This is a genomic window from Pedobacter sp. GR22-6 (assembly GCF_037402555.1).
GTDB lineage: Bacteria > Bacteroidota > Bacteroidia > Sphingobacteriales > Sphingobacteriaceae > Pedobacter.
Genome location: NZ_JBBEUC010000004.1, coordinates 514,259 through 533,720 on the forward strand (window position 1 = coordinate 514,259; position 19,462 = coordinate 533,720).

The following is a 19,462-nucleotide window of genomic DNA, read 5'->3' on the forward strand; positions in this document are numbered from 1 at the left end:
GTAAATTTTGGCGCAAAGATAAGGTTTATTATCGAAATATCAGCACGTTAGTTCGTGTACTTTTTACAATAATGCTCATGAGCAACTACTGAAACAATTCAATCCATAAACCTGTTATCTCCAAACACAATTCAATTCAACGTCATGAACAACCCCAACAATACTGAAAAACCAAAAACAGGTCTGGACCAATGGAATGAAAGACTGGATGAAAATCTGGAACCGGAAGCCCATGCGGATGAACAGGCCGATGAGCAGGCAAGACAATATTCTGAAGCAGAAGGAAGCGGCGACCAATCCGACGAAGAGGCAGATTAAAATGCCCAGCAGAGAAAGGCAGACATGGCCTTACCCCAGGTAGCAACATCGTGCCTGCCACCTACTACTTCATAGTAGGCCAGATCTTGTGGCCTCTTATACCCTTTTAACAGCAATTCCTTGATGACATCTACGGTATCGTCTATAGAATCAATGATGAAGTTTTTGTTGCGGTCGGCGGTTTCATCTTCCGTACCTGTCATCAGCCAGAACTTGAGTTCCGGCTTACCCTGGGTGTCTGCTATACGCTGATGTAATATCCTGTCCTGATCGGTATAACCCTCACTAAGGTCTTTTTTTCTCCACCAGAATGAACCCGAAAACACCCCGACAGCGTCGAAATGCGCCTCGTTGCCCCAGGCAATGTCAAATGCACTGAGTCCGCCTAAAGAAAAGCCGGCAAAGGCTCGCTTGCCCCTGATCGGCATATTCAGTGTGCCTTCTATAAATGGGATCAACTCCAGGATGACAAAATCGCTATAAGCCTGCGCCTTACTTCCGCGACCCATGAAGTCAGGTACACCAGCCACACCATACTCCTGCACACGTTCGGCAGAAGCTTTAATGGCGGCCACAACCAGCGGCCCGATCTGCTGCTGGCGCTGCAAATTTGCTAAAGTATCACCCAGACCAAGCGCTTCAGCATCCTGACCGTCGTTCAACAGCAACAGATTAAGCATTTCATTACCCAGCAAACCTTCGGGCAGGAAAAGCTCCAGCTCCACATTCCTTTTCAAATGAACAGAATCTATCGTATAAGCGATATTGACAATTTCTACGGATGGCATAGTGGTGTATTTCATTCAGCATTTTCCCTTCTCACATTTGAAGCAAAGGTACAATTCTTCCTAAAACATTAAAAATCTGCACCAAAACAATCAATTGTGCTGTTTTGTTAACTATCTTATAGCAGCTAATTTTATTGGTATGAAAGAGGAATACAAGAAGTGGTACAGCCACAACCTAAGTGCCGATTTTGAGTTCCTGGCCTTCGGCCACAGCGGCTATCCTGTGGTCCTTTTTCCCAGCAGCATGGGCAGGTATTATGAGAGCAAGGATTTCAAGATGATTGAGTCCATCAGCTGGTTCATCGATGAAGGTCTCATCAAAGTGTATTGCGTAGACAGCATCGATAAAATGAGCTGGTACAATAAAGGCATCCATCCCGCAGAGCGGGTAAAAAACCACATCTGGTATGACAAACTGATCCTGGAAGAAGTAGCACCCATGGCGCGTCAGGAAACAGGCCATTCCAAACTGGTGGTCACAGGCTGCAGTTTTGGTGGCTACCATGCAGCAAATTTCGCATTCAGACATCCCTGGCTGGTCAGTCACCTGTACAGCATCAGCGGTGCATTCGACATCAGGGATCAACTGGACGGCTTCTATAATGACGATGCCTATTTCAATAACCCGGTCGACTTTCTTCCTAATGACAGCAATCCGGAACTCTGGAACATGCGGATCGTTCTGGGCACTTCTGACCGGGATATCTGCCGGGCAAGCAATGAACGGCTCTCTGGCATCCTGCATCAAAAGAACATCTCGCACTGGCTGGACATCAGGCCAAATGCAGACCACGACTGGCCGATATGGCGACAGATGCTGCCGCATTACCTGTCGGAATTATAGCCTCAACACACAACTGGCATCACCTTTTAATTAAATAACCCTAATCACAGATCATATAATGAAGAAAATTGGAATCCTATTTGGCAGGGAGCGCTCCTTCCCTGAAGCTTTTGTAAAGCGGGTCAATGAACTTGCAGGCACTGAGTTTAAGGCGGAGTTTGTGAAAATCGACCGGATCTTTCAGGCAGAACCCCTGGATTATGCAGTGATCATCGACCGCATTTCACAGGACGTGCCCTTTTACCGCGCAGCGATGAAAAATGCAGCAATCACCGGTACAGCAGTGATCAATAATCCTTTCTGGTGGAGCGCGGATGAGAAGTTTTTCAATAATGCCTTGGCCATTAAACTGGGTATACCTGTACCGAAAACAGCGTTGATCCCTTCCTATGATCAGCCTGACGATACCTCGGATGAGTCGTTCTTAAATCTCGCATTCCCCATGGACTGGGAGGGCATTTTTAACTACACCGGCTTCCCGGCATACATGAAACCTTTCGACGGTGGCGGATGGAAGGAAGTCTACAAATTAAATGACAAAGAGGATTTCTTCGACAAACATAGTCAGACGAAACAAACCGTCATGATGCTGCAGGAAGAGATTGTTTTTGAGGAGTATTTCCGCTGTTATTGCATCGGTGGCAAATACGTCAAGATCATGCAATATGAACCCAGAAATCCTTTTCACCTGCGTTACCAGGTAGACACACCGCCCTCCAGCGAAGCCTTACTGTCCACCATCCATGAATATGTGCTGAAGCTGAATCAATACCTGGGTTACGACTTCAACACCGTAGAATTCGCTGTGCGGGACGGGATCCCCTACGCCATCGATTTTTGCAATCCGGCACCCGACGCCGACATCAACAGTGTGGGTCAGGAAAATTTCGACTGGGTGGTGGAGCACTCGGCATTGTACGCCATAGAAAGGGCCAGGGCGCAAGTAGATGGACAGGACAACCTGACCTGGGGGGCATACCTAAAATCCTCAGCGAGCGGAACTCCGCTGTTATCGGCTTTGTCGACAAGCGAAACGCCTGCGGCTAAGGTCAGAAAATCCACAAAATCCAGCGTAAAGGCTGATGCGGTGAGTTTGCTCAGCGCAGAAAATGCACCGACTTTTCCTTCTTCAAAAAGCAAAAAAAGCGCGGCTAAAAAATAAAGCACATGAACGATTTCACATTAGGTGTAGAAGAGGAATACATGGTGATAGACCCTGTAACCAGGGAACTGACCTCCCATGACCAAAAAATAGTGGAGGCTGCACAAAAGATCCACAAAGACCAGGTGAAGGCTGAGATGCACCAGGCGGTGGTAGAGGTGGGCACGGGAATCTGCAAAAACACCGATCAGGCCCGCAAGGAAATCTCCCAGCTGCGGTATACCGTAGCGCAACTTGCAGGCGAACAGGGCTTACGCATTGGCGCTGCTGGTACACATCCGTTTTCACACTGGGAGAAACAACTGATCACCGAACATCCGCGTTACAGTGAGATCGTGAATGAACTGCAGGAAGCCGCCCGCTCCAATCTGATCTTTGGCCTGCATGTGCATGTGGGCTTTCAGTCCAGGGAACTCGCCATACACATCGCCAATCAGGTCCGTTACTTCCTGCCCCATGTTTTTGCTTTATCGACGAACTCCCCTTTTTGGGAAGGCCGGAATACCGGATATAAGTCCTTCCGCACCAAGGTGTTTGACAAATTCCCCCGCACAGGAATACCTGATGTGTTCAACAGCATAGAAGACTACGACAACTATGTAAAACTACTGATCAAGACCAATAGCATCGACAATGCAAAGAAAATCTGGTGGGACATCCGCGTACATCCTTTCTTCGAAACCATAGAGTTCAGGATTTGTGATTGCCCGATGCTGATTGATGAGACTATGGCTTTTGTAGCACTGTTCCAGGCGCTTTGTGCTAAGTTATACAAGCTGCGCCTGCAGAACCTCACCTTCATCAGTTACTCCAGAGCATTGATCAATGAAAATAAATGGAGGGCTGCAAGATATGGTATAGATGGCAACCTGATCGATTTCGGCAAAGAAATGGAGGTCAACTGTCGCAACCTGGTGCTCGAGCTGCTGGATTTCATTGACGATGTAGTAGATGATCTGGGTTGCCGCAATGAGATCAACTATGTGCATAAAATACTGGCAAACGGAACGGGGGCAGACCGGCAATTGGCTGTTTACGAACAAAGTGGTAACTTTGAGGCGGTAGTAGATTTCATTACTACACAGACCTTAATAGGAGCAAAGATTTGAGTTTGACTGAAAAAAATACAGTGAGGGTGGCGGTGATCGACATGAACAAGGGGGTCGCCAATCAAGGGATGCGTGGAATTCTGTCTATCCTGGAAGCATACCGAAAATCTACAGGCATCGCACTGGAATATGAAGTGTTTGACCTTCGGTTAAAAGGAGAAATTCCTTCCCCGGACTACGACATCTACATTTCCAGTGGTGGGCCGGGCAGTCCCTATGACGGTGAGAAAGAGCAATGGCAACAGGATTTTTTTGCACTACTGGATGCCATTGAAGCACACAACCGCCTTGAGGATGTGTCGAAAAAGCATGTTTTTTTGATCTGTCATTCTTTCCAGATGGCCTGCAGGAAATACAAGGTGGGCCAGGTCATCCGGAGACGTTCTACGGCTTTTGGCATTTTCCCGGTATTCCTGACGGAAGAGGGAGAATCGGTTTTCAAAGGCCTGCCCAATCCGTTTTATACGGTAGATAGCCGCGACTGGCAGGTGATAAATCCAGAGGACCTGGAGTTTTCCAATTCCGAGGCCCAGGTACTTGCATTGGAAAAAGAACGTCCACATGTAGACTTGGAACGCTGTGTGATGGCAGTTCAGTTTACGGAAGAGATCATCGGTACACAATTCCATCCGGAAGCAGATGCTGAAGGCATGAAAATGTACTTGCTCATGGAGGATAAAAAAGCAGCGATCATTGCCAACCATGGTGAGCAAAAATATATGGATATGCTGCAAAGTTTGGATGACCCACGGAAGATCCAATTGACGCAGCAACATATTTTACCTAATTTTCTAAAGGAAGCCATACTAGCGCTTCAGGAGGCATAAGCATGATCAGCAAGTACAGGAAAGCATTCAACGAGGCCTTTTCGGAGGAGAAATACCAGGAATTTTTAACTGTACTTGGAGAAGGCTTCCCTCCTATACCCTTCCGGGTAGCCGAAAGCCCTGTGTTTATTCCAGCAGAATTGATGGAAAAACTAAAAGAGGCTGGACAAGAAATCATCAAGCTGATCCGTCAACCCAACTTCAAAGCGCTGACCGAAGCTGCCATCCCTGGAGAATGGCTGGTACCAAACGAAAACGAACATCCGCATTTCCTGACTTTCGACTTCGGTATTTGTCGGGACGAACAGGGTCAACTTTGCCCTAAGCTGATCGAAATGCAGGGCTTTCCCTCGCTTTATGGCTTTCAGTCGCTGCTAGGCAAGACTTATAAAGATGCTTATCACCTACCTGAGGAACTCAGTCCCTTCCTGAATGGTTTTGATGAGGAGAGTTATGTCGCATTGTTGCGTGAGGTGATCGTAGGGGATCATCAGCCGGAAGAGGTAGCTTTGATGGATGTAGATGCCCCGGATCAGAAAACTGCGATTGATTTCTTCGTTACACAAAGATACCTGGGGATCAAGATCTTGTCGCTCACAGATATCTTCCGGGAAGGTAAAGCGTTATATTATCGGGAAGGTGATCGAGCGGTTCGTTTAAAGCGCATCTATAACCGACTGATCTTCGATGAGATTGCCGATCAAACAGATCTATTTCATCAGGCTTTCGATCCGCGGGAGGAACTGGACATTGAGTGGATCACCCATCCAAACTGGTTCTACCGCATCAGTAAATACACCATGCCTTTTCTGAAAACGGACTTTGTTCCGGAAACCATTTTTCTGGATCAATTGAAAACAATCCCTTCCGACCTGGAGAACTATGTTTTGAAACCCCTCTTCTCTTTTGCAGGAATGGGCGTACTTATTGATGTAAAACCAGAGGATATCTCCGCAATAGAAGAGCCTGAAAACTGGATTTTGCAAAGAAAAGTAAGCTATGAACCAGTAGTGCAATCACCGGATGGGGGAGTAAAACTGGAAATCCGGCTGATGTACCTATGGCCCGACGGACAGGAACCCGCTTTGTGCATTAATCTGGCTCGTATGTCTAAAGGTGCCATGATTGGCGTGAGGTACAATAAAGATTTCGATTGGGTTGGCGGAACTGTCGGACTGATAGCCACTTAAAAATAATTTACATTTAGCAGACCGCGATTAACGCGCTGCACATTATGTTTGTATTATGGATATTCAAACTGTATTGGTCGCCCTTATTTTTGCCGCCGCACTGTTTTATGTGGGCCGCATGATCTATCGCTCCGTATCTCCAAAGCGTGCAGGCTGTGGCAGCAATTGCAAATGCGGAGTTGATTTTTCCAATATCAAACCAGACAACAAATAGATTTCATCTATAACACCTATGCTAGAACCTTTCAAAGCCTATTTACAACAGCGAGTCGCCATCACTGATGAGCAATTTAGCCTCATAGCCGACAAACTCAAGGTAAAAACCTTTGATAAAAACGAGATGATCCTGATGAAAGGAGAGGTATCCTCTTATGGTTTCTTTGTATTAAGCGGGCTTTTGCGCAGTTATTCCATAGACAGTAAAGGAAAAACCCACATCATCCAGTTTGCACCTGAACAATGGTGGCTTACGGAACGGAACGGCATGCTGTTCGGCGAGCCCTCCGATTTCTTTATTGATGCCATAGAACCTACCAAAGCGGTAGTAGTACATAAAGACTTCATGAATGAAGCGGCAAAACATGTTCCCTGCATGTACGACCTCAACAACACCATGCTGAACAATTCTATCCGCTTCATGCAGAAAAGGATCAACATGCTGTTGAGCGCTACCGCAGAAGAGCGCTACCTCAATTTCATAAAACTATACCCCAACCTCACACTACGTGTGCCGCAATGGATGATTGCATCTTACCTGGGCATCACGCCAGAATCGCTAAGCCGCGTCCGCAAAGACCTGGCTCATAAGCATTTTAAACCTTAGTCTTTTCTTATCATAGGTCAATGCCGGGGCCAGGCCCGTGCCGTAATTTTGTGTTGTTAATTTAAAGCAATCAAAATAAAAAACAATATTATGGCAACTACACAATGGGCATTAGACCCAACCCACAGTGAACTACAGTTTAAAGTGAAACACTTAATGATCACTACAGTAACCGGTAGCCTGAAATCTTTCAGTGCATCCCTGACTTCAGAAGGTGATGATTTTGAAAACGGCAGTGTTTCTTTCGAAGCAGAGATCGGCTCCCTGGACACAGGCAATACAGACCGTGACAATCACTTGAAAAGCGGCGATTTCTTTGATGCTGAGCAGCACCCTAAAGTGAGCTTTACTTCTACCTCGTTGGAGAAAGATGGCAGCGATTACATCATCAAAGGCGACCTGACGATCAAAGGCGTAACTAAAGCAGTAAAATTAAATGCAGAATTCGGTGGTATCGCTACTGATCCATGGGGAAACACAAAAGCTGGTTTTACATTGAGCGGTAAAATCAACAGAACTGATTTTGGCCTGAGCTGGAATGCCGCATTGGAAACTGGTGGTGTGATGGTGAGTGAAGAAGTGAAAATTGCTGGTGAACTGCAGTTCGTAAAACAAGCTTAAAAAGCTGCAGGCATCCGGTCAATATAAAAAGAGACACAATGGAAGCAAAGATTAAAAGCGTGTCGGCCGTGTTGAACGCGCCGGCACCTCATATGGTAGGTGATGGGTTCAGGGTACACAATTTTTTCCCCAGCGGCTATAAGCTCGCAATGAGCCCGTTTTTTCTATTGGACTACAATTCAAAGATTGAATTTTCTGCGCGCAATGAGCCCAGGGGTGTAGGTGTACATCCGCACCGGGGATTTGAAACCGTGACTATCGCCTACCATGGCGCCGTGGCACACCACGACAGCGCAGGTAATAGCGGCGTCATCTATCCGGGTGATGTACAGTGGATGACGGCCGGAAGCGGCATCCTCCATAAGGAATACCATGAAGAGAATTATAGCCAAAAAGGCGGCCCCTTTCAAATGGTGCAGCTTTGGGTCAATCTTCCTGCTAAAGCTAAAATGACCACTCCGAAATATCAGGACCTGAAACAGGCAGAGCTCCCTCTTTATTCGTTGGACAACAATGGTGGTACCATAGCGGTCATCGCAGGTGAATACAAAGGCTTGACCGGAAAGGCCAGTACTTTTACACCGCTCAATGTCTATAATGCCAGGCTAAACAAAGGAGCTGAGGCCGGGTTTAGCTTTCCTTTTAGCTATAACACTGGCTTTGTGATCATTGAGGGCAGTATCCTGATTAACGGTGCCGAAAAAGCGGCTTCAAACCAATTTGTACATTTTCAGAATTCAGGAACGGATATTGTCGTCGAAGCATTGGAAGATGCTGTAGTACTCATCCTGAGCGGCGAACCGATTGATGAACCGATTGCACAGTATGGACCTTTCCTTATGAATACGGATCGGGAAATACAGCAGGCAATCAGCGACTACAATCAAGGGAAGTTTGGCTATCTGGAAGAGTAGTACAGGGTATTAACCCCGCCAGGTGACCTTAACCTTTCTGGATCAGACAAACTGCATAGGCAACCACTCCTTCTTCCCTGCCAATGAAGCCCATTTGCTCATTAGTAGTCGCTTTTATAGAGATATCCTCTGTAGATATCCCTATAGCCTCGGCAATATGTGCTTGCATCGCCGGGATGTGGGGATTGATCTTAGGTGCTTCAAGGCACAGCATCGCATCAATATTGCCGATCTCAAAGCCCTTTTCCTTTAAAAGTTTTACGGTTTCCTGCAGCAGGATCAAACTGCTGATGCCCTTCCATCTCGGATCGGTATTCTTAAAATGAAAACCAATATCCCGGAGGTTCGCGGCGCCGAGTAATGCATCGCAAATCGCATGCAGCAATACATCTGCATCTGAATGTCCAAATGCGCCTTTATGGTGATCCAACTGAACACCGCCCACTACAAAAGGGTGATTGTCCTTCAATTGGTGCACATCAAACCCAAAACCCACTTTAATCTTCATCTTTCTTTTTTTTAATTGCTATTTCGCCTCTCCAAAATTGAATAGGAGTGTAAACCTGAGCGTGTTGGCTAAAGGGCTTTTCTGCGTATTGGCCAGCAGATAGGCGAAATCTATATTGAATACATTGTATTTCAGGCCGGCCCCTACCGTAAAATACCTGCGGTCTCCTTTATTCGGATTTTCATAGAAGTAACCTGCCCGAAAGGCAAATTGCTGGTTGTACCAATACTCCATTCCGGCAGCAATATTGATTTCCTTCAGTTCTTCTTTAAAGCCACCAGGGGCATCGGAAAAAGAGCCAAATATTCCTGAAGGTACAGAACGGTCTGGATTCTTGCCTGCAACAATTTTGCCATCCAGATCGTAGATCGGCTGTGTAGGCACCAATAATTTATTGAAGTCCAGCGCAAACGTAAACTGGTTATAGTCGTCAATGATAAAAGTGGAAGCCCCCCCGATTTTCAGGTTGGTAGGCAAAAAGCTTTTATTCTGACTGGCATCCAGGTAACTGATCTTAGTTCCGATATTGGAAATATTCACACCGGCAGAAAGGATGGCCTTTGTGCCTAAAAACTGGGTAGGTTGTTTATAATAACCGGAGATATCCACCGCAAGGGCATTACCTGCATTCGCTTCCTGACCTGTGGTCGATTGTCCGGCAGTAACATTTGAATAAATGTACCTTAGGGCAGTACCCAGAGAAAATGAATCCCCAAACCGGCGCGCATAGGTAAAATCCAGTGCCAGTTCACTGGGGTTATAAATACCCTGATCATTCTGGTTGATGTCGACAAAAAGAATCTCACCCAGAGAGAAATAACGCAATGAACCACCTATCGTATTCTGATCATCGAGCTTGTAAAATCCGCTCAGGTAGGCGAGATTGATATCAGGCACCAGACTTTTTAACCAGGGGCTGTAAGAAAGGGCAAAACCATAGGGTTTGTCCAGAAATGCAATTTTAGAAGGATTGATGCTCATTGCATTCACATCCGGCTGCACAGCCACACCTGCATCTCCCATACTCCCGGATCTTGCATCGGGGGTGATCAGCAAAAAAGGAACGCCAGTCCTGATGCTGTTGACCTGGCTACCATTAGACTGGGTATTAGGATCGATGACCTGGGCAGACAATTCAGCAGAAACTGTTGCTAAAGAAACAATGCCCAGGACAGCTTTTACTAAGTACCTAAAATTCATCAGTCAAATAATTTAACAATTATCGGTCGCAAGTTAACATAGTACCGAGTAATTTCAAAGGATTAAGCCATCGATTTAATTTATTGCAATGGCAAGTTTTTTTTGGAGCGTAGTTCTTTTTTTATGTATTTTTAACAGTTAGAGTAACTTTCACATCATCCAATGAAAAAAACGTACTTATTTCCGTTTGCGTCCCTGTTGATCATCGCATCCCTGGCCTCTTGCTCGAAGTCTGGCAAATCGGATAAAACCGGTCTGGCTTACAACAAACAGGAGTATGGGGGTTTTCAGGTAAATAACAAGTTCAAACGTGGGCCAGGCCCTGGTTTGGTCGAAATTGAAGGCGGTGTTTTCGTGATGAGCGGCAGCGCAATCAATGTTCCTGGTGAAGAATTGAGCAATTACAATCACAAAAGGGAAACTACAGTGTCGTCATTCTATATGGATGAAACTGAAGTCTCCAATACCAACTGGCTGGAATACCTGTATTGGATCCGCTCCAATTTCCCGACAGACTACGAGTACTACTATAATGAACTGCCGGATACATTGGTATGGCGCAGGCCTTTATCTTACAATGAACCTTACGTAGACAACTACCTGAGACACCCTGCTTACCAGGATTACCCAGTGGTAGGTGTCACCTGGGAACAGGCTTCACGCTATTGCGAGTGGAGAACTGACCGTGTTAATGAGCTGTTGCTCCGGGACAGAGGTTACATGACTTCTTTTAAAGACAAAAACAACCCTGCGGGCACTGCCACTGCAGGTGCTGCTACAGCGAGCACCAGTCCAAAAGAACCTTTCAATACGGTATTGTATCAAAATAACCAATACGATGACAAAGGCAAAAGGGCGATGAAGGACCTCAGTCCGGGGGCTACTGCAACGGCAGCTCCGGGAACAACAGGTGCAGCAACGAAACCAACCCGGAACGTCCGTTTGGAAGACGGGATCCTTAAGCAGCCGTACCGCTTGCCTACTGAAGCAGAGTGGGAATATGCTGCACTGGGGCTGATTGGAAACACGGAATATGAAAACATTAGTGAAAACAAAATATACCCATGGAATGGGTTGGGTTTAAGCTCTGCCAAGAAAAAGACCCGCGGACTGATCCTTGCCAACTTCAAACGTACAAAAGGGGATTACATGGGTGTTGGCGGCTCTTTGAATGATAAAGGTGGCCTAACTGTACCTGTGCGTTCTTACCTTCCCAATGACTTTGGCTTATACAACATGGCTGGAAACGTGAATGAATGGGTTGCCGACGTATACCGGTCCAAAACATTTGAAGCAGCAGATGCCTTCAATCCTTATCGCGGAAACTTCTATCAGGATAAGAAAATGGCTGATGCCTCGACTGGAAAGTTGGAAGTAGACAAATACAATCATGCCGTCATGACGCCTGCTGTGTCTGCCAGAAAACAAACCTGGGCGGAAAAACAAGCAGCAGCAGCAAAAACAGGACAACCTGCTGTTGATTCACTGGGTAATCCACTCGCAACCAATACTTATGCCGACCAGCGGGGTTATCGGGACAAAGCCAGTGAGTTGTACGGAGAAACGACACTTATAACCGACAAATCACGCGTCTACAAAGGTGGATCATGGGACGACCAGGCCATCTGGCTGAACCCTGCAACCAGACGTTTCCTTCAACAAGACGAATCAACCGCAGATATCGGCTTCCGCTGTGCGATGACCATGCTTGGGGCATCTGAAATCAGGTCATTCGGCAAACCTCAGTTTAAACCAAAAACACAAAAAGCTTTCAATAGCCGGAGCAGATAAGAATATAGCCTAAACAAAAAAGGAGCAGTGTAAAAACTGCTCCTTTTTTGTTTAGGCTATAACGGGATCAGGCAAACTGAATCAACAGTTCGTTCTTCTCTACTTTATTCCCTTTTTGGATTAAGATCTTTTTCACCACACCTTCCGCCGGCGATTTAATCACATTCTCCATCTTCATTGCTTCTAAAACCAATAAGCTTTCGCCCTTCTTTACTTCCTGTCCTTCCTCAACCATCACGTTCAAAACCAGGCCTGGCATAGGAGCCTTGATCTCCCTCACTTTATTCGTGGTTAGATTATCCAGCCCCAATTGTTTTAACAACTGGTCATACTGATCTTCCATCCTGATTTCATACTCCCGGCCATTAACTTTTACCACTGCCGTCTTCTCAGTCTTGTTTTCTGATACCAGCTCCAGGTTATAGGACCGGTTATTATAAATGAAGTGAGACTCGGTGCCCGATAATGCCCTGAAATCGATTGCCAAAGGCTGACTTTGCACTGTAACGGCGTCTTTATTCAGCTCAATTTCAAAGTCATATTTGCTGTTTACCTTTACTTTCATCATCTATTGAGTTAATGCATATTGAACAAGGTTGGCACCCATTTTCAGCGCCTGTAATCGTTTATCTTGTGTGTCTTCAGGATACGTGCCTAAATCCTCCCAGCCATTCCCCAGATCGCACTCAAACGTATAATAGCAAAGTACCCTTCCTTTCGAGATCAGCGCCAGTCCCATAGGACGTTTATTGTCGTGTTCATGAATCTTGGGCAATCCACCGGGAAATTTAAATTTCTGATGATACAAAGCGTGGTCGGCGGGCAATTCCACAAAACTCAGTTCAGGAAATACCTTTTTCATCTCCTTGCGGATAAATTTATCCAGGCCATAGTTATCGTCGATATGCAGGAAGCCCCCACCCAGAAGATACTTTCGGAGGTTAGCTGCTTCAGCTGAACTAAATACCACATTTCCGTGGCCCGTAAGGTAAACAAAAGGATAATTGAACAACTCTGCACTTCCGACATCTACAGTAGCTTCCTGGCTTGCAAAATTAGTTTTCAGGTTCTTGTTACAAAAGTCAATAAGGTTGGGCAAAGCAGTCCGGTTGGCGTACCAATCGCCGCCTCCGTTGTATTTCAATTTCGCCATTTTATAGGTCGGGATCTGGAAACTGTATTGCAACAGGATCATTCCGGCCAGGATACAGGTCTTAAATCTCATCGGTTTAAATAGTTGACTTCAAAGCAGGCAGCCAATGCGGCAGTCTCTGTCCTTAACCTCGTGTTACCTAAAGTTAAGGCTTTGTAGCCATTTTGCAAAGCCAATTCGATTTCGGCTGGCGTAAAGTCTCCTTCAGGACCAATCAATATGGTATAACTTTGGCCAGGGACCGCCAATTCACTAATGTATTTCCGGGGTTCATCCTCAATGCAATGGGCCACCATTTTAAGAGAATCATCAGGTATTTTCAGGAACTCTTTCAGGCTTATTGCAGGATTTAAAACAGGATGATAGGCCTGAAGTGACTGTTTAACAGCCGAAGTAATCACCTTGTATAGACGGTCTTCTTTAAGAATCCTCCGCTCCGAGCGGTCACAGATTACGGGGGTAATGGTATCAATCCCAACTTCTGTGGCTTTTTCCAGGAACCATTCCAGGCGGTCGATATTTTTTGTCGGTGCAACGGCGATGTGCAGTTGATGGTTCCGTTTCTGGTATTCCAGGGTTGATTCTATAACCCTAAGGTTTACCTGCTTCTTATTTTCAGAAATAATTTCGGCAAGATAAAGCCCGCCGCGACCGTCAATCAGGTGAACATGCGCACCCGGACCAAGCCTTAGTACCTTAATGCAATGCTTGCTTTCGTCCTCATTCAGTGCATATTCTGTAGAATTGATGTCTGGGGTATAAAAAACATGCATTGTAAAAACATTTAGTGGTTGTCCACCATATCACTTTTCGCAATGACCAGCTCCAGCTTAATGGTTTCTATATTCTGTTCTGTTTTCTTAAGAATAGTAAATAAGTAGCCGTAACATTCCTCGCTGTCCCCTACTTCAGGAATCTTCCCAAAAGCATGGGAAACCAAACCGCCTACTGTATCAAAATCTTCATCTTCCGGAAGGTCGTGCGGCAAATGCTCATTTACATCATAAACCGTCGCATAGGCATTGATGACAAATTCTGTATCGGAGATCTTCTCTACTGTGGGTTTTTCCTCATCGTATTCATCCTGGATCTCACCTACAATCTCTTCTACAATATCCTCCAATGTAACCATACCCGCTGTACCGCCAAATTCATCAATGACGATCGCTATCTGAATACGCTTTTGTTGCAACTCACTCAGCAGGTCGTTGATCTTCTTTGTTTCCGGAACGAAATAAGGCTTGCGGATGATGTCGCTCAATGCCCATTCCTTATCTCCTGCCAGTAGTGGAAGAATGTCTTTGGCATGTACGATGCCAATGATTTTGTCGATAATATCGTCATAGACCGGCATGCGTGAGTAACCTTCACCAATGATCCGTTCTACAACGTCTTTTTTTGGAGTGGAAAGTTCGATGCCGGAGATCTTTGTTCTCGGAACCATGATATTTTTAACCACACGCTCATTAAAATCAAATACATTTCTGATCAGTTCGTGCTCATTGGTGTCCAATGCGCCACTCTCTTTTCCCTGATCCAGCAAATAGTACAATTCTTCCGTACTGTGAACCGACTCATGTCCACCTACATTAGAGATTCCAAAAAGCTTCAGGATTATATTGGCCATACCGTTCAATACCCAGATGAAGGGCCTGAACAACCAATAAAATCCCTGCAGGGGTAAGGCGATGAACAAGGTGGTGGCCACCGGTCTCTGAATGGCCACTGACTTAGGTGCCAGCTCTCCAAATACAATATGCATTACAGTGATGAACATAAAGGCAATGATCGTGGAGATGGAAGTGATGTAAACCTCTGACAGGTTGAAATTGATCAGCAGGTCATGGACAATTGTGTGCATGACCGACTCTCCGACCCAACCCAAACCCAGAGAAGCCAACGTAATCCCCAGCTGCGTTGCTGCCAGGTATCCATCAAGGTGTTGGGTAATGTATTTAGCAATATTTGCAACCCTACTTCCCGATTTCGCTTTAATTTCAATTTGCGAGGCCCTTACCTTTACTATTGCAAATTCCGCCGCCACGAAAAATCCGTTCAGCGCTACTAAGAAGAATGTTAAAAATATCTTGAGACCTTCCATTAAGAATTACTTATTTCTAAACTTTTCGTCATAAAGCGCCAGGCTTTCCTGGATAACTTTATGTGCGTAGCGTACGCCAAGCAAATGTTCAATTGTCACCTGCTTTTCTTCAAGGGCCTTGTAGTCCTGAAAGAATTTAACGATTTCCTTCATGGTATGTGGAGGAAGATCAGCTAAATCGTTGATATAATTGACAGACATGTCATTCTTCGCAACAGCGATGATTTTGTCATCCTGTTCACCATTGTCTACCATATGCATCACTCCGATCACTTTGGCCTCAATGATCGACAAAGGATATACGTCTACCGAACACAATACTAAAATATCCAGTGGATCATTGTCATCGCAATAAGTCTGCGGAATGAAGCCATAATTTGCAGGATACATTACTGAAGAAAAAAGAACCCTGTCCAATTTAATCAGGTTAGAGTCTTTGTCAATTTCGTATTTCGCTTTTGAACCTTTTGGGATTTCGATAATAGCATTCACAATTTCAGGTAAGTTATCGCCTGGTGAAACGCTGTGCCATGGATGGTGATCGTATTTCATTCTTTTTATTGAATATTAGTTGTTTCTTCGTCATTGCCCTTCGCCACTTTCTTCTTCACAAATGCAAAAATAAGCGGAAGTGACGTAACTGCAATAAATCCTATTATAATGTATAATAAATAATCGTTAATTTCTTTCTCAAAACGCTTACCCAGGAAATAACCGAGTAAAGTTAGTGAAGCTATCCATAATATTGCACCAGCAATATTATATAATGCAAACCTTTTAAAATCTAACCGGACTACACCAGCAAAAATCGGTGCAAAAGTTCTTACAATCGGCACAAATCTTCCCATGATCAGCGCAAATGCCCCTTGCTTGTTGTAATATTCCTCAGCAGCTTTTAAATAACGCTTCTTAAAAAAAAAAGAGTCCTTTCTATCGTACAATACGGGACCTGTTTTCCGGCCAAACCAATAGCCGGTAAAATTACCCGAAATTGCAGAAACACACAAACCAAGGATCAACACATAAATGTTGACATCCAATTTGCCCGTTGCTACGAACATGCCCGCTAAAAATAAAAGGTAATCTCCTGGAAGAAAGAAGCCGAAAAAGAGCCCCGTCTCTGCAAAAATAACGAACATCACAACATAAAAACCACCTTCTTTAAGTAATTTTTCAGGATCAACGAAATGCTGTAATGAGTGCCAGAAATCTTGCATAGTTCAATTACTCGTAAAACTACAAATAATTATCTAGAGAAAATGCTTATATCAAATTTAAAATTACAGCAGGATAAACCCCCAAAAAGATGGTAATCACCAGCGACAATACCAATACAACCTGATATTGAACCGGCGTTTCAAGTTCGGTCTCATGACCTTCTTTGAAATACATCGCCACAATTACTTTGAAATAATAATAGAAACCTACCAGCGCATTCAGGATCGCAAATGCAACCAGGTAAACCTGGTACTCTCCCATCACATTCAGGAACATCAGGTATTTACCAATGAAACCGGCTGTGAGCGGAATACCGGCCAGTGATAGCATAGCAACTGTAAGCGCAAGTGCAATAAGAGGATTACGCTTAGCAAGCCCGTTAAAGCTATCGAAATGATCGTTGCCTGTCTTCTGCTTCACTAAAATCAACACCGCAAAGGCAATGATACTGGCAAAAGTATAGGCAGCGGCATATACCAATACGTTATTTGCAGAGTTCCCGGATAGGGTAACCAATGAAAACAATAAATATCCTGCATGCGAGATACTGGAATAAGCCAGCATCCTTTTGAAATTCTTTTGGAATAAAGCCGTCACGTTTCCAATGAACAGGGTCAGACACACAATCACCATCAATGGTGGCAACCAGAAATCGTGCAATGGCGCAAATGTATCGGCAAACAGGCGCAGGAATGCAGCGAAACCGGCTGTTTTCACTACTGTCGACATGAACGAAGTAATCAGCGTTGGCGCTCCTTCATATACGTCCGGAGTCCAGAAATGGAAAGGTGCTGCACCGATCTTGAAACTCAGACCGATCAGCAAGAGGATTACTCCAGGGTAAAACAATGGAGAAATCGACTGTACATTACCTACCAGGTACTGGTTGATCACATCCAGGTCAAACGAGCCTGTAGCACCATAGATCAATGTAATACCGAACAACAGAAAACCTGTAGAGAATGCACCCATCAGGAAATATTTCAGTGATGCTTCATTGGAAGCGAAATTGCTCTTCCTGATACCTGCAAGGATATAAAGACTCACCGACATGATCTCCAGGCCGATGAACAACATCGACATGTTTTTATACGATACCATAATGATGATCCCCGCCAGGGCAAAAAGGATCAAAGTGAAATACTCGGCTATGTTTTCGCTGTCCTTCGCAAAATAATTCTGCGTCAGCAGAAAAATAAACAGGGTGCCCAATATGGTAATCCCCGAGAAAGCCAGTGCAAAATTATCCATCTGCATCATGCCATAATAAACCTGGTCCGTATTCCAGGAAGTAACTACAAAAGCTAAGGCAGTAAGCAGACCAATTAATGTAAGGGGCAATAATGCTTTTTTAGCCTTAAACAAACCTGCATAAAGCACGACTAAAGCTGTAACAGCAATGGTTATAATGATATTCATTTGCTTAGTTTACCGAAGTTAATTTTTGTGTGACTTGTTCTATTAAATGCTGTACAGAAGCTTCCGACAAATGCAGAATTGGCTTAGGGTACACGCCCAATGCAATGATCAATATACAGATCACATACAATACTACTTTTTCAGAGCCTTTGATGTCTGTAAATCCGATCGTAAGTTCGTTGGTTTTGCCCAGCATCACATTCTGGTACATCCTCAACATATAAACCGCACCGAAAATAATCGTCAGTCCAGCCAAAGCGGCAATCCATACATTGTACTGGTATACGCCCATCAACAGCAGAAACTCACCGATGAAACCATTGGTTCCAGGTAAAGCGACTGTTCCGAATACGATGATCAGGGAAACTATAGCCAATACAGGTGCCTGCTTGGCTATACCACCCAGTTCAGAAATTCTATTTGTCTTCATCCTACTGGAGATGACATCCAGCACGAAGAACAACCCTACAACATTGATCCCGTGACTTAACATCTGCACCATCGCACCTTGCATGCCTTGTGTGTTCAGTGCAAAAATACCTGCACTGATCAATCCCACGTGGGCTATAGAAGAATATGCCACCAGACGCTTGGCATCTTTTTGCGTGAAAGCAATAACGGAAGCATACAGAATACCAATTACCGAAAGGATAATAGCCAGATGTCCCCAGTCCTGAACTCCTGTAGGTACAATCGGCAATAACCACCTGATTACACCGTAAATACCCATCTTCAACATGATACCCGACAACAACATTGTACCTGCTGCAGGTGCTTCTGTATAGGTATTGGGTTGCCAGGTATGAAAAGGGAATATCGGCATCTTGATCGCAAATGCGATAAAGAAAGCCCAGAAAATCCAGCATTGCTGCGAAGCATCCAGGTTCAGGTTATAAAATGCCTGGATTTCAAAATTATGCGCAGGATTTTGAAGGTAGAGATAGATGATGCCCAATAGCATAAACAGGGAACCTGCTATGGTATAAACGAAGAACTTCATATTCACCTTAATCCTGTCTTTACCTCCCCAAACCGCACAAATGAAGTAAATAGGGATTAAAGCAGCCTCCCATCCAATGTAGAACAGAAAAGCATCCATCGCAGTAAATACCAGCAATAATCCGGTCTGCATGAACAGCATCAGTGCAAAAAAGGCATTCGGGCTTTTATAATTATGCTGATAGGCCGATAAAATGATCAGCGGCATCAGTACATTGGTCAGCAATACGGTGATGATGCTGATCCCGTCGATCCCTACATGGAAATTGATGCCCAGATCGCTGATCCAGGGAAAGCTCAATTCAAATTGTGTACTCGCATCGGGAGAGAAATTACATACCAGTGCTAAAGTAAGGCCCAAAGAGGCAATGGCTGAAACCAAAGCTACGTGTTTAGCGGCATTGCCAGAAAAAGCGGTAACTAATGCAGCAACCAGTGGTAAGAATATAAGAAGTATTAAAAGTTGTTCCATTATCT

Annotated in this window: 22 protein-coding genes; 11 read left to right on the forward strand and 11 right to left on the reverse strand. The window is 44.8% G+C overall.

The features are described from left to right. Positions 1-144: 144 nt before the first annotated feature. Positions 145-318, forward strand: a complete 174-nt coding sequence (locus WAE59_RS20290) for a hypothetical protein (RefSeq protein WP_337857814.1) — start codon at positions 145-147, stop codon at positions 316-318. On the opposite strand, the gene WAE59_RS20295 is transcribed toward WAE59_RS20290, so the two are convergent. Then, entirely contained in the window at positions 315-1,121 is an 807-nt protein-coding gene (locus WAE59_RS20295) for an alpha/beta hydrolase (protein ID WP_337857815.1), read from the reverse strand. The genes WAE59_RS20290 and WAE59_RS20295 overlap by 4 nt on opposite strands. A 124-nt stretch (positions 1,122-1,245) precedes the next feature. Between WAE59_RS20295 and WAE59_RS20300 the strand changes: the two genes are divergently transcribed. From WAE59_RS20300 to WAE59_RS20340, 9 genes are all read left to right on the forward strand, one after another. After that, complete coding sequence (locus WAE59_RS20300) at positions 1,246-1,950, forward strand: esterase family protein (RefSeq protein WP_337857816.1); 705 nt, start codon at positions 1,246-1,248, stop codon at positions 1,948-1,950. A gap of 58 nt (positions 1,951-2,008) precedes the next feature. Next, on the forward strand, positions 2,009-3,112 hold the full coding sequence (locus WAE59_RS20305; protein WP_337857817.1) for an ATP-grasp domain-containing protein: 1,104 nt from the start codon (positions 2,009-2,011) through the stop codon (positions 3,110-3,112). 5 nt (positions 3,113-3,117) lie between these two features. Continuing rightward, complete coding sequence (locus tag WAE59_RS20310) at positions 3,118-4,221, forward strand: carboxylate-amine ligase (RefSeq protein ID WP_337857818.1); 1,104 nt, start codon at positions 3,118-3,120, stop codon at positions 4,219-4,221. 2 nt (positions 4,222-4,223) lie between these two features. Further along, a complete protein-coding gene (locus tag WAE59_RS20315; protein WP_337857819.1) occupies positions 4,224-5,048 on the forward strand; it encodes a type 1 glutamine amidotransferase in 825 nt (274 codons plus the stop codon). 2 nt (positions 5,049-5,050) lie between these two features. Beyond that, a complete protein-coding gene (locus tag WAE59_RS20320; protein ID WP_337857820.1) occupies positions 5,051-6,238 on the forward strand; it encodes a hypothetical protein in 1,188 nt (395 codons plus the stop codon). 55 nt (positions 6,239-6,293) lie between these two features. Continuing rightward, positions 6,294-6,452, forward strand: coding sequence for a FeoB-associated Cys-rich membrane protein (locus tag WAE59_RS20325; protein ID WP_337857821.1), 159 nt, complete (start codon positions 6,294-6,296; stop codon positions 6,450-6,452). Positions 6,453-6,470: 18 nt separating this feature from the next. Continuing rightward, the gene (locus WAE59_RS20330) at positions 6,471-7,061 is read left to right on the forward strand and encodes a Crp/Fnr family transcriptional regulator (RefSeq protein ID WP_337857822.1); all 591 of its coding nucleotides are present in this window, start codon (positions 6,471-6,473) and stop codon (positions 7,059-7,061) included. 90 nt (positions 7,062-7,151) lie between these two features. Then, the gene (locus tag WAE59_RS20335; protein WP_337857823.1) at positions 7,152-7,682 is read left to right on the forward strand and encodes a YceI family protein; all 531 of its coding nucleotides are present in this window, start codon (positions 7,152-7,154) and stop codon (positions 7,680-7,682) included. Positions 7,683-7,720: 38 nt separating this feature from the next. Continuing rightward, positions 7,721-8,596 carry a pirin family protein gene (locus tag WAE59_RS20340; RefSeq protein WP_337857824.1) on the forward strand — a complete coding sequence of 292 codons (876 nt, stop codon included), beginning with the start codon at positions 7,721-7,723 and terminating at the stop codon, positions 8,594-8,596. Positions 8,597-8,624: 28 nt separating this feature from the next. Here the strand turns inward: WAE59_RS20340 and ispF are convergent, their stop codons facing one another. Both ispF and porV read right to left on the reverse strand, forming a co-directional pair. Continuing rightward, positions 8,625-9,104, reverse strand: coding sequence for a 2-C-methyl-D-erythritol 2,4-cyclodiphosphate synthase (ispF, locus tag WAE59_RS20345; protein ID WP_337857825.1), 480 nt, complete (start codon positions 9,102-9,104; stop codon positions 8,625-8,627). 18 nt (positions 9,105-9,122) lie between these two features. After that, positions 9,123-10,304 carry a type IX secretion system outer membrane channel protein PorV gene (gene porV, locus WAE59_RS20350; protein ID WP_337857826.1) on the reverse strand — a complete coding sequence of 394 codons (1,182 nt, stop codon included), beginning with the start codon at positions 10,302-10,304 and terminating at the stop codon, positions 9,123-9,125. A 162-nt stretch (positions 10,305-10,466) separates the two neighbouring features. Here porV and WAE59_RS20355 point away from each other — a divergent pair, with 162 nt between their 5' ends. Further along, entirely contained in the window at positions 10,467-12,095 is a 1,629-nt protein-coding gene (locus tag WAE59_RS20355) for an SUMF1/EgtB/PvdO family nonheme iron enzyme (RefSeq protein ID WP_337857827.1), read from the forward strand. 67 nt (positions 12,096-12,162) lie between these two features. On the opposite strand, the gene WAE59_RS20360 is transcribed toward WAE59_RS20355, so the two are convergent. From WAE59_RS20360 to WAE59_RS20395, 8 genes are read right to left on the reverse strand one after another with little or no spacing between them, the layout of a single operon-like run. Then, positions 12,163-12,663, reverse strand: a complete 501-nt coding sequence (locus tag WAE59_RS20360) for an acetyl-CoA carboxylase biotin carboxyl carrier protein subunit (RefSeq protein ID WP_337857828.1) — start codon at positions 12,661-12,663, stop codon at positions 12,163-12,165. Next, on the reverse strand, positions 12,664-13,320 hold the full coding sequence (locus WAE59_RS20365; protein ID WP_337857829.1) for a DUF4159 domain-containing protein: 657 nt from the start codon (positions 13,318-13,320) through the stop codon (positions 12,664-12,666). It abuts the gene before it with no gap. Next, positions 13,317-14,021 (reverse strand): 16S rRNA (uracil(1498)-N(3))-methyltransferase, encoded by a 705-nt coding sequence (locus tag WAE59_RS20370; protein WP_337857830.1) that lies wholly within the window; start codon positions 14,019-14,021, stop codon positions 13,317-13,319. The genes WAE59_RS20365 and WAE59_RS20370 overlap by 4 nt, the downstream gene beginning before the upstream one ends. A gap of 11 nt (positions 14,022-14,032) precedes the next feature. Beyond that, complete coding sequence (locus WAE59_RS20375; RefSeq protein ID WP_337857831.1) at positions 14,033-15,349, reverse strand: hemolysin family protein; 1,317 nt, start codon at positions 15,347-15,349, stop codon at positions 14,033-14,035. 6 nt (positions 15,350-15,355) lie between these two features. After that, positions 15,356-15,901 carry an inorganic diphosphatase gene (locus WAE59_RS20380; protein WP_337857832.1) on the reverse strand — a complete coding sequence of 182 codons (546 nt, stop codon included), beginning with the start codon at positions 15,899-15,901 and terminating at the stop codon, positions 15,356-15,358. Positions 15,902-15,906: 5 nt separating this feature from the next. After that, positions 15,907-16,566 (reverse strand): DedA family protein, encoded by a 660-nt coding sequence (locus tag WAE59_RS20385; protein WP_337857833.1) that lies wholly within the window; start codon positions 16,564-16,566, stop codon positions 15,907-15,909. 46 nt (positions 16,567-16,612) lie between these two features. Further along, complete coding sequence (locus WAE59_RS20390; RefSeq protein WP_337857834.1) at positions 16,613-17,986, reverse strand: NADH-quinone oxidoreductase subunit N; 1,374 nt, start codon at positions 17,984-17,986, stop codon at positions 16,613-16,615. A gap of 4 nt (positions 17,987-17,990) precedes the next feature. Continuing rightward, a complete protein-coding gene (locus WAE59_RS20395) occupies positions 17,991-19,457 on the reverse strand; it encodes a complex I subunit 4 family protein (RefSeq protein ID WP_337857835.1) in 1,467 nt (488 codons plus the stop codon). Positions 19,458-19,462 lie beyond the last annotated feature (5 nt).

Coding starts and splice junctions, on each gene's coding strand:
- WAE59_RS20370 (WP_337857830.1), bottom strand. CDS start 14,021: ATGCATGTTTTTTATACCCCAGACATCAATTCTACAGAATATGCACTG.
- WAE59_RS20320 (WP_337857820.1), top strand. CDS start 5,051: ATGATCAGCAAGTACAGGAAAGCATTCAACGAGGCCTTTTCGGAGGAG.
- WAE59_RS20290 (WP_337857814.1), top strand. CDS start 145: ATGAACAACCCCAACAATACTGAAAAACCAAAAACAGGTCTGGACCAA.
- WAE59_RS20335 (WP_337857823.1), top strand. CDS start 7,152: ATGGCAACTACACAATGGGCATTAGACCCAACCCACAGTGAACTACAG.
- WAE59_RS20390 (WP_337857834.1), bottom strand. CDS start 17,986: ATGAATATCATTATAACCATTGCTGTTACAGCTTTAGTCGTGCTTTAT.
- WAE59_RS20395 (WP_337857835.1), bottom strand. CDS start 19,457: ATGGAACAACTTTTAATACTTCTTATATTCTTACCACTGGTTGCTGCA.
- WAE59_RS20365 (WP_337857829.1), bottom strand. CDS start 13,320: ATGAGATTTAAGACCTGTATCCTGGCCGGAATGATCCTGTTGCAATAC.
- WAE59_RS20340 (WP_337857824.1), top strand. CDS start 7,721: ATGGAAGCAAAGATTAAAAGCGTGTCGGCCGTGTTGAACGCGCCGGCA.
- WAE59_RS20330 (WP_337857822.1), top strand. CDS start 6,471: ATGCTAGAACCTTTCAAAGCCTATTTACAACAGCGAGTCGCCATCACT.
- WAE59_RS20295 (WP_337857815.1), bottom strand. CDS start 1,121: ATGAAATACACCACTATGCCATCCGTAGAAATTGTCAATATCGCTTAT.
- WAE59_RS20355 (WP_337857827.1), top strand. CDS start 10,467: ATGAAAAAAACGTACTTATTTCCGTTTGCGTCCCTGTTGATCATCGCA.
- WAE59_RS20385 (WP_337857833.1), bottom strand. CDS start 16,566: ATGCAAGATTTCTGGCACTCATTACAGCATTTCGTTGATCCTGAAAAA.
- WAE59_RS20300 (WP_337857816.1), top strand. CDS start 1,246: ATGAAAGAGGAATACAAGAAGTGGTACAGCCACAACCTAAGTGCCGAT.
- ispF (WP_337857825.1), bottom strand. CDS start 9,104: ATGAAGATTAAAGTGGGTTTTGGGTTTGATGTGCACCAATTGAAGGAC.
- WAE59_RS20380 (WP_337857832.1), bottom strand. CDS start 15,901: ATGAAATACGATCACCATCCATGGCACAGCGTTTCACCAGGCGATAAC.
- WAE59_RS20305 (WP_337857817.1), top strand. CDS start 2,009: ATGAAGAAAATTGGAATCCTATTTGGCAGGGAGCGCTCCTTCCCTGAA.
- WAE59_RS20325 (WP_337857821.1), top strand. CDS start 6,294: ATGGATATTCAAACTGTATTGGTCGCCCTTATTTTTGCCGCCGCACTG.
- porV (WP_337857826.1), bottom strand. CDS start 10,304: ATGAATTTTAGGTACTTAGTAAAAGCTGTCCTGGGCATTGTTTCTTTA.
- WAE59_RS20375 (WP_337857831.1), bottom strand. CDS start 15,349: ATGGAAGGTCTCAAGATATTTTTAACATTCTTCTTAGTAGCGCTGAAC.
- WAE59_RS20360 (WP_337857828.1), bottom strand. CDS start 12,663: ATGATGAAAGTAAAGGTAAACAGCAAATATGACTTTGAAATTGAGCTG.
- WAE59_RS20310 (WP_337857818.1), top strand. CDS start 3,118: ATGAACGATTTCACATTAGGTGTAGAAGAGGAATACATGGTGATAGAC.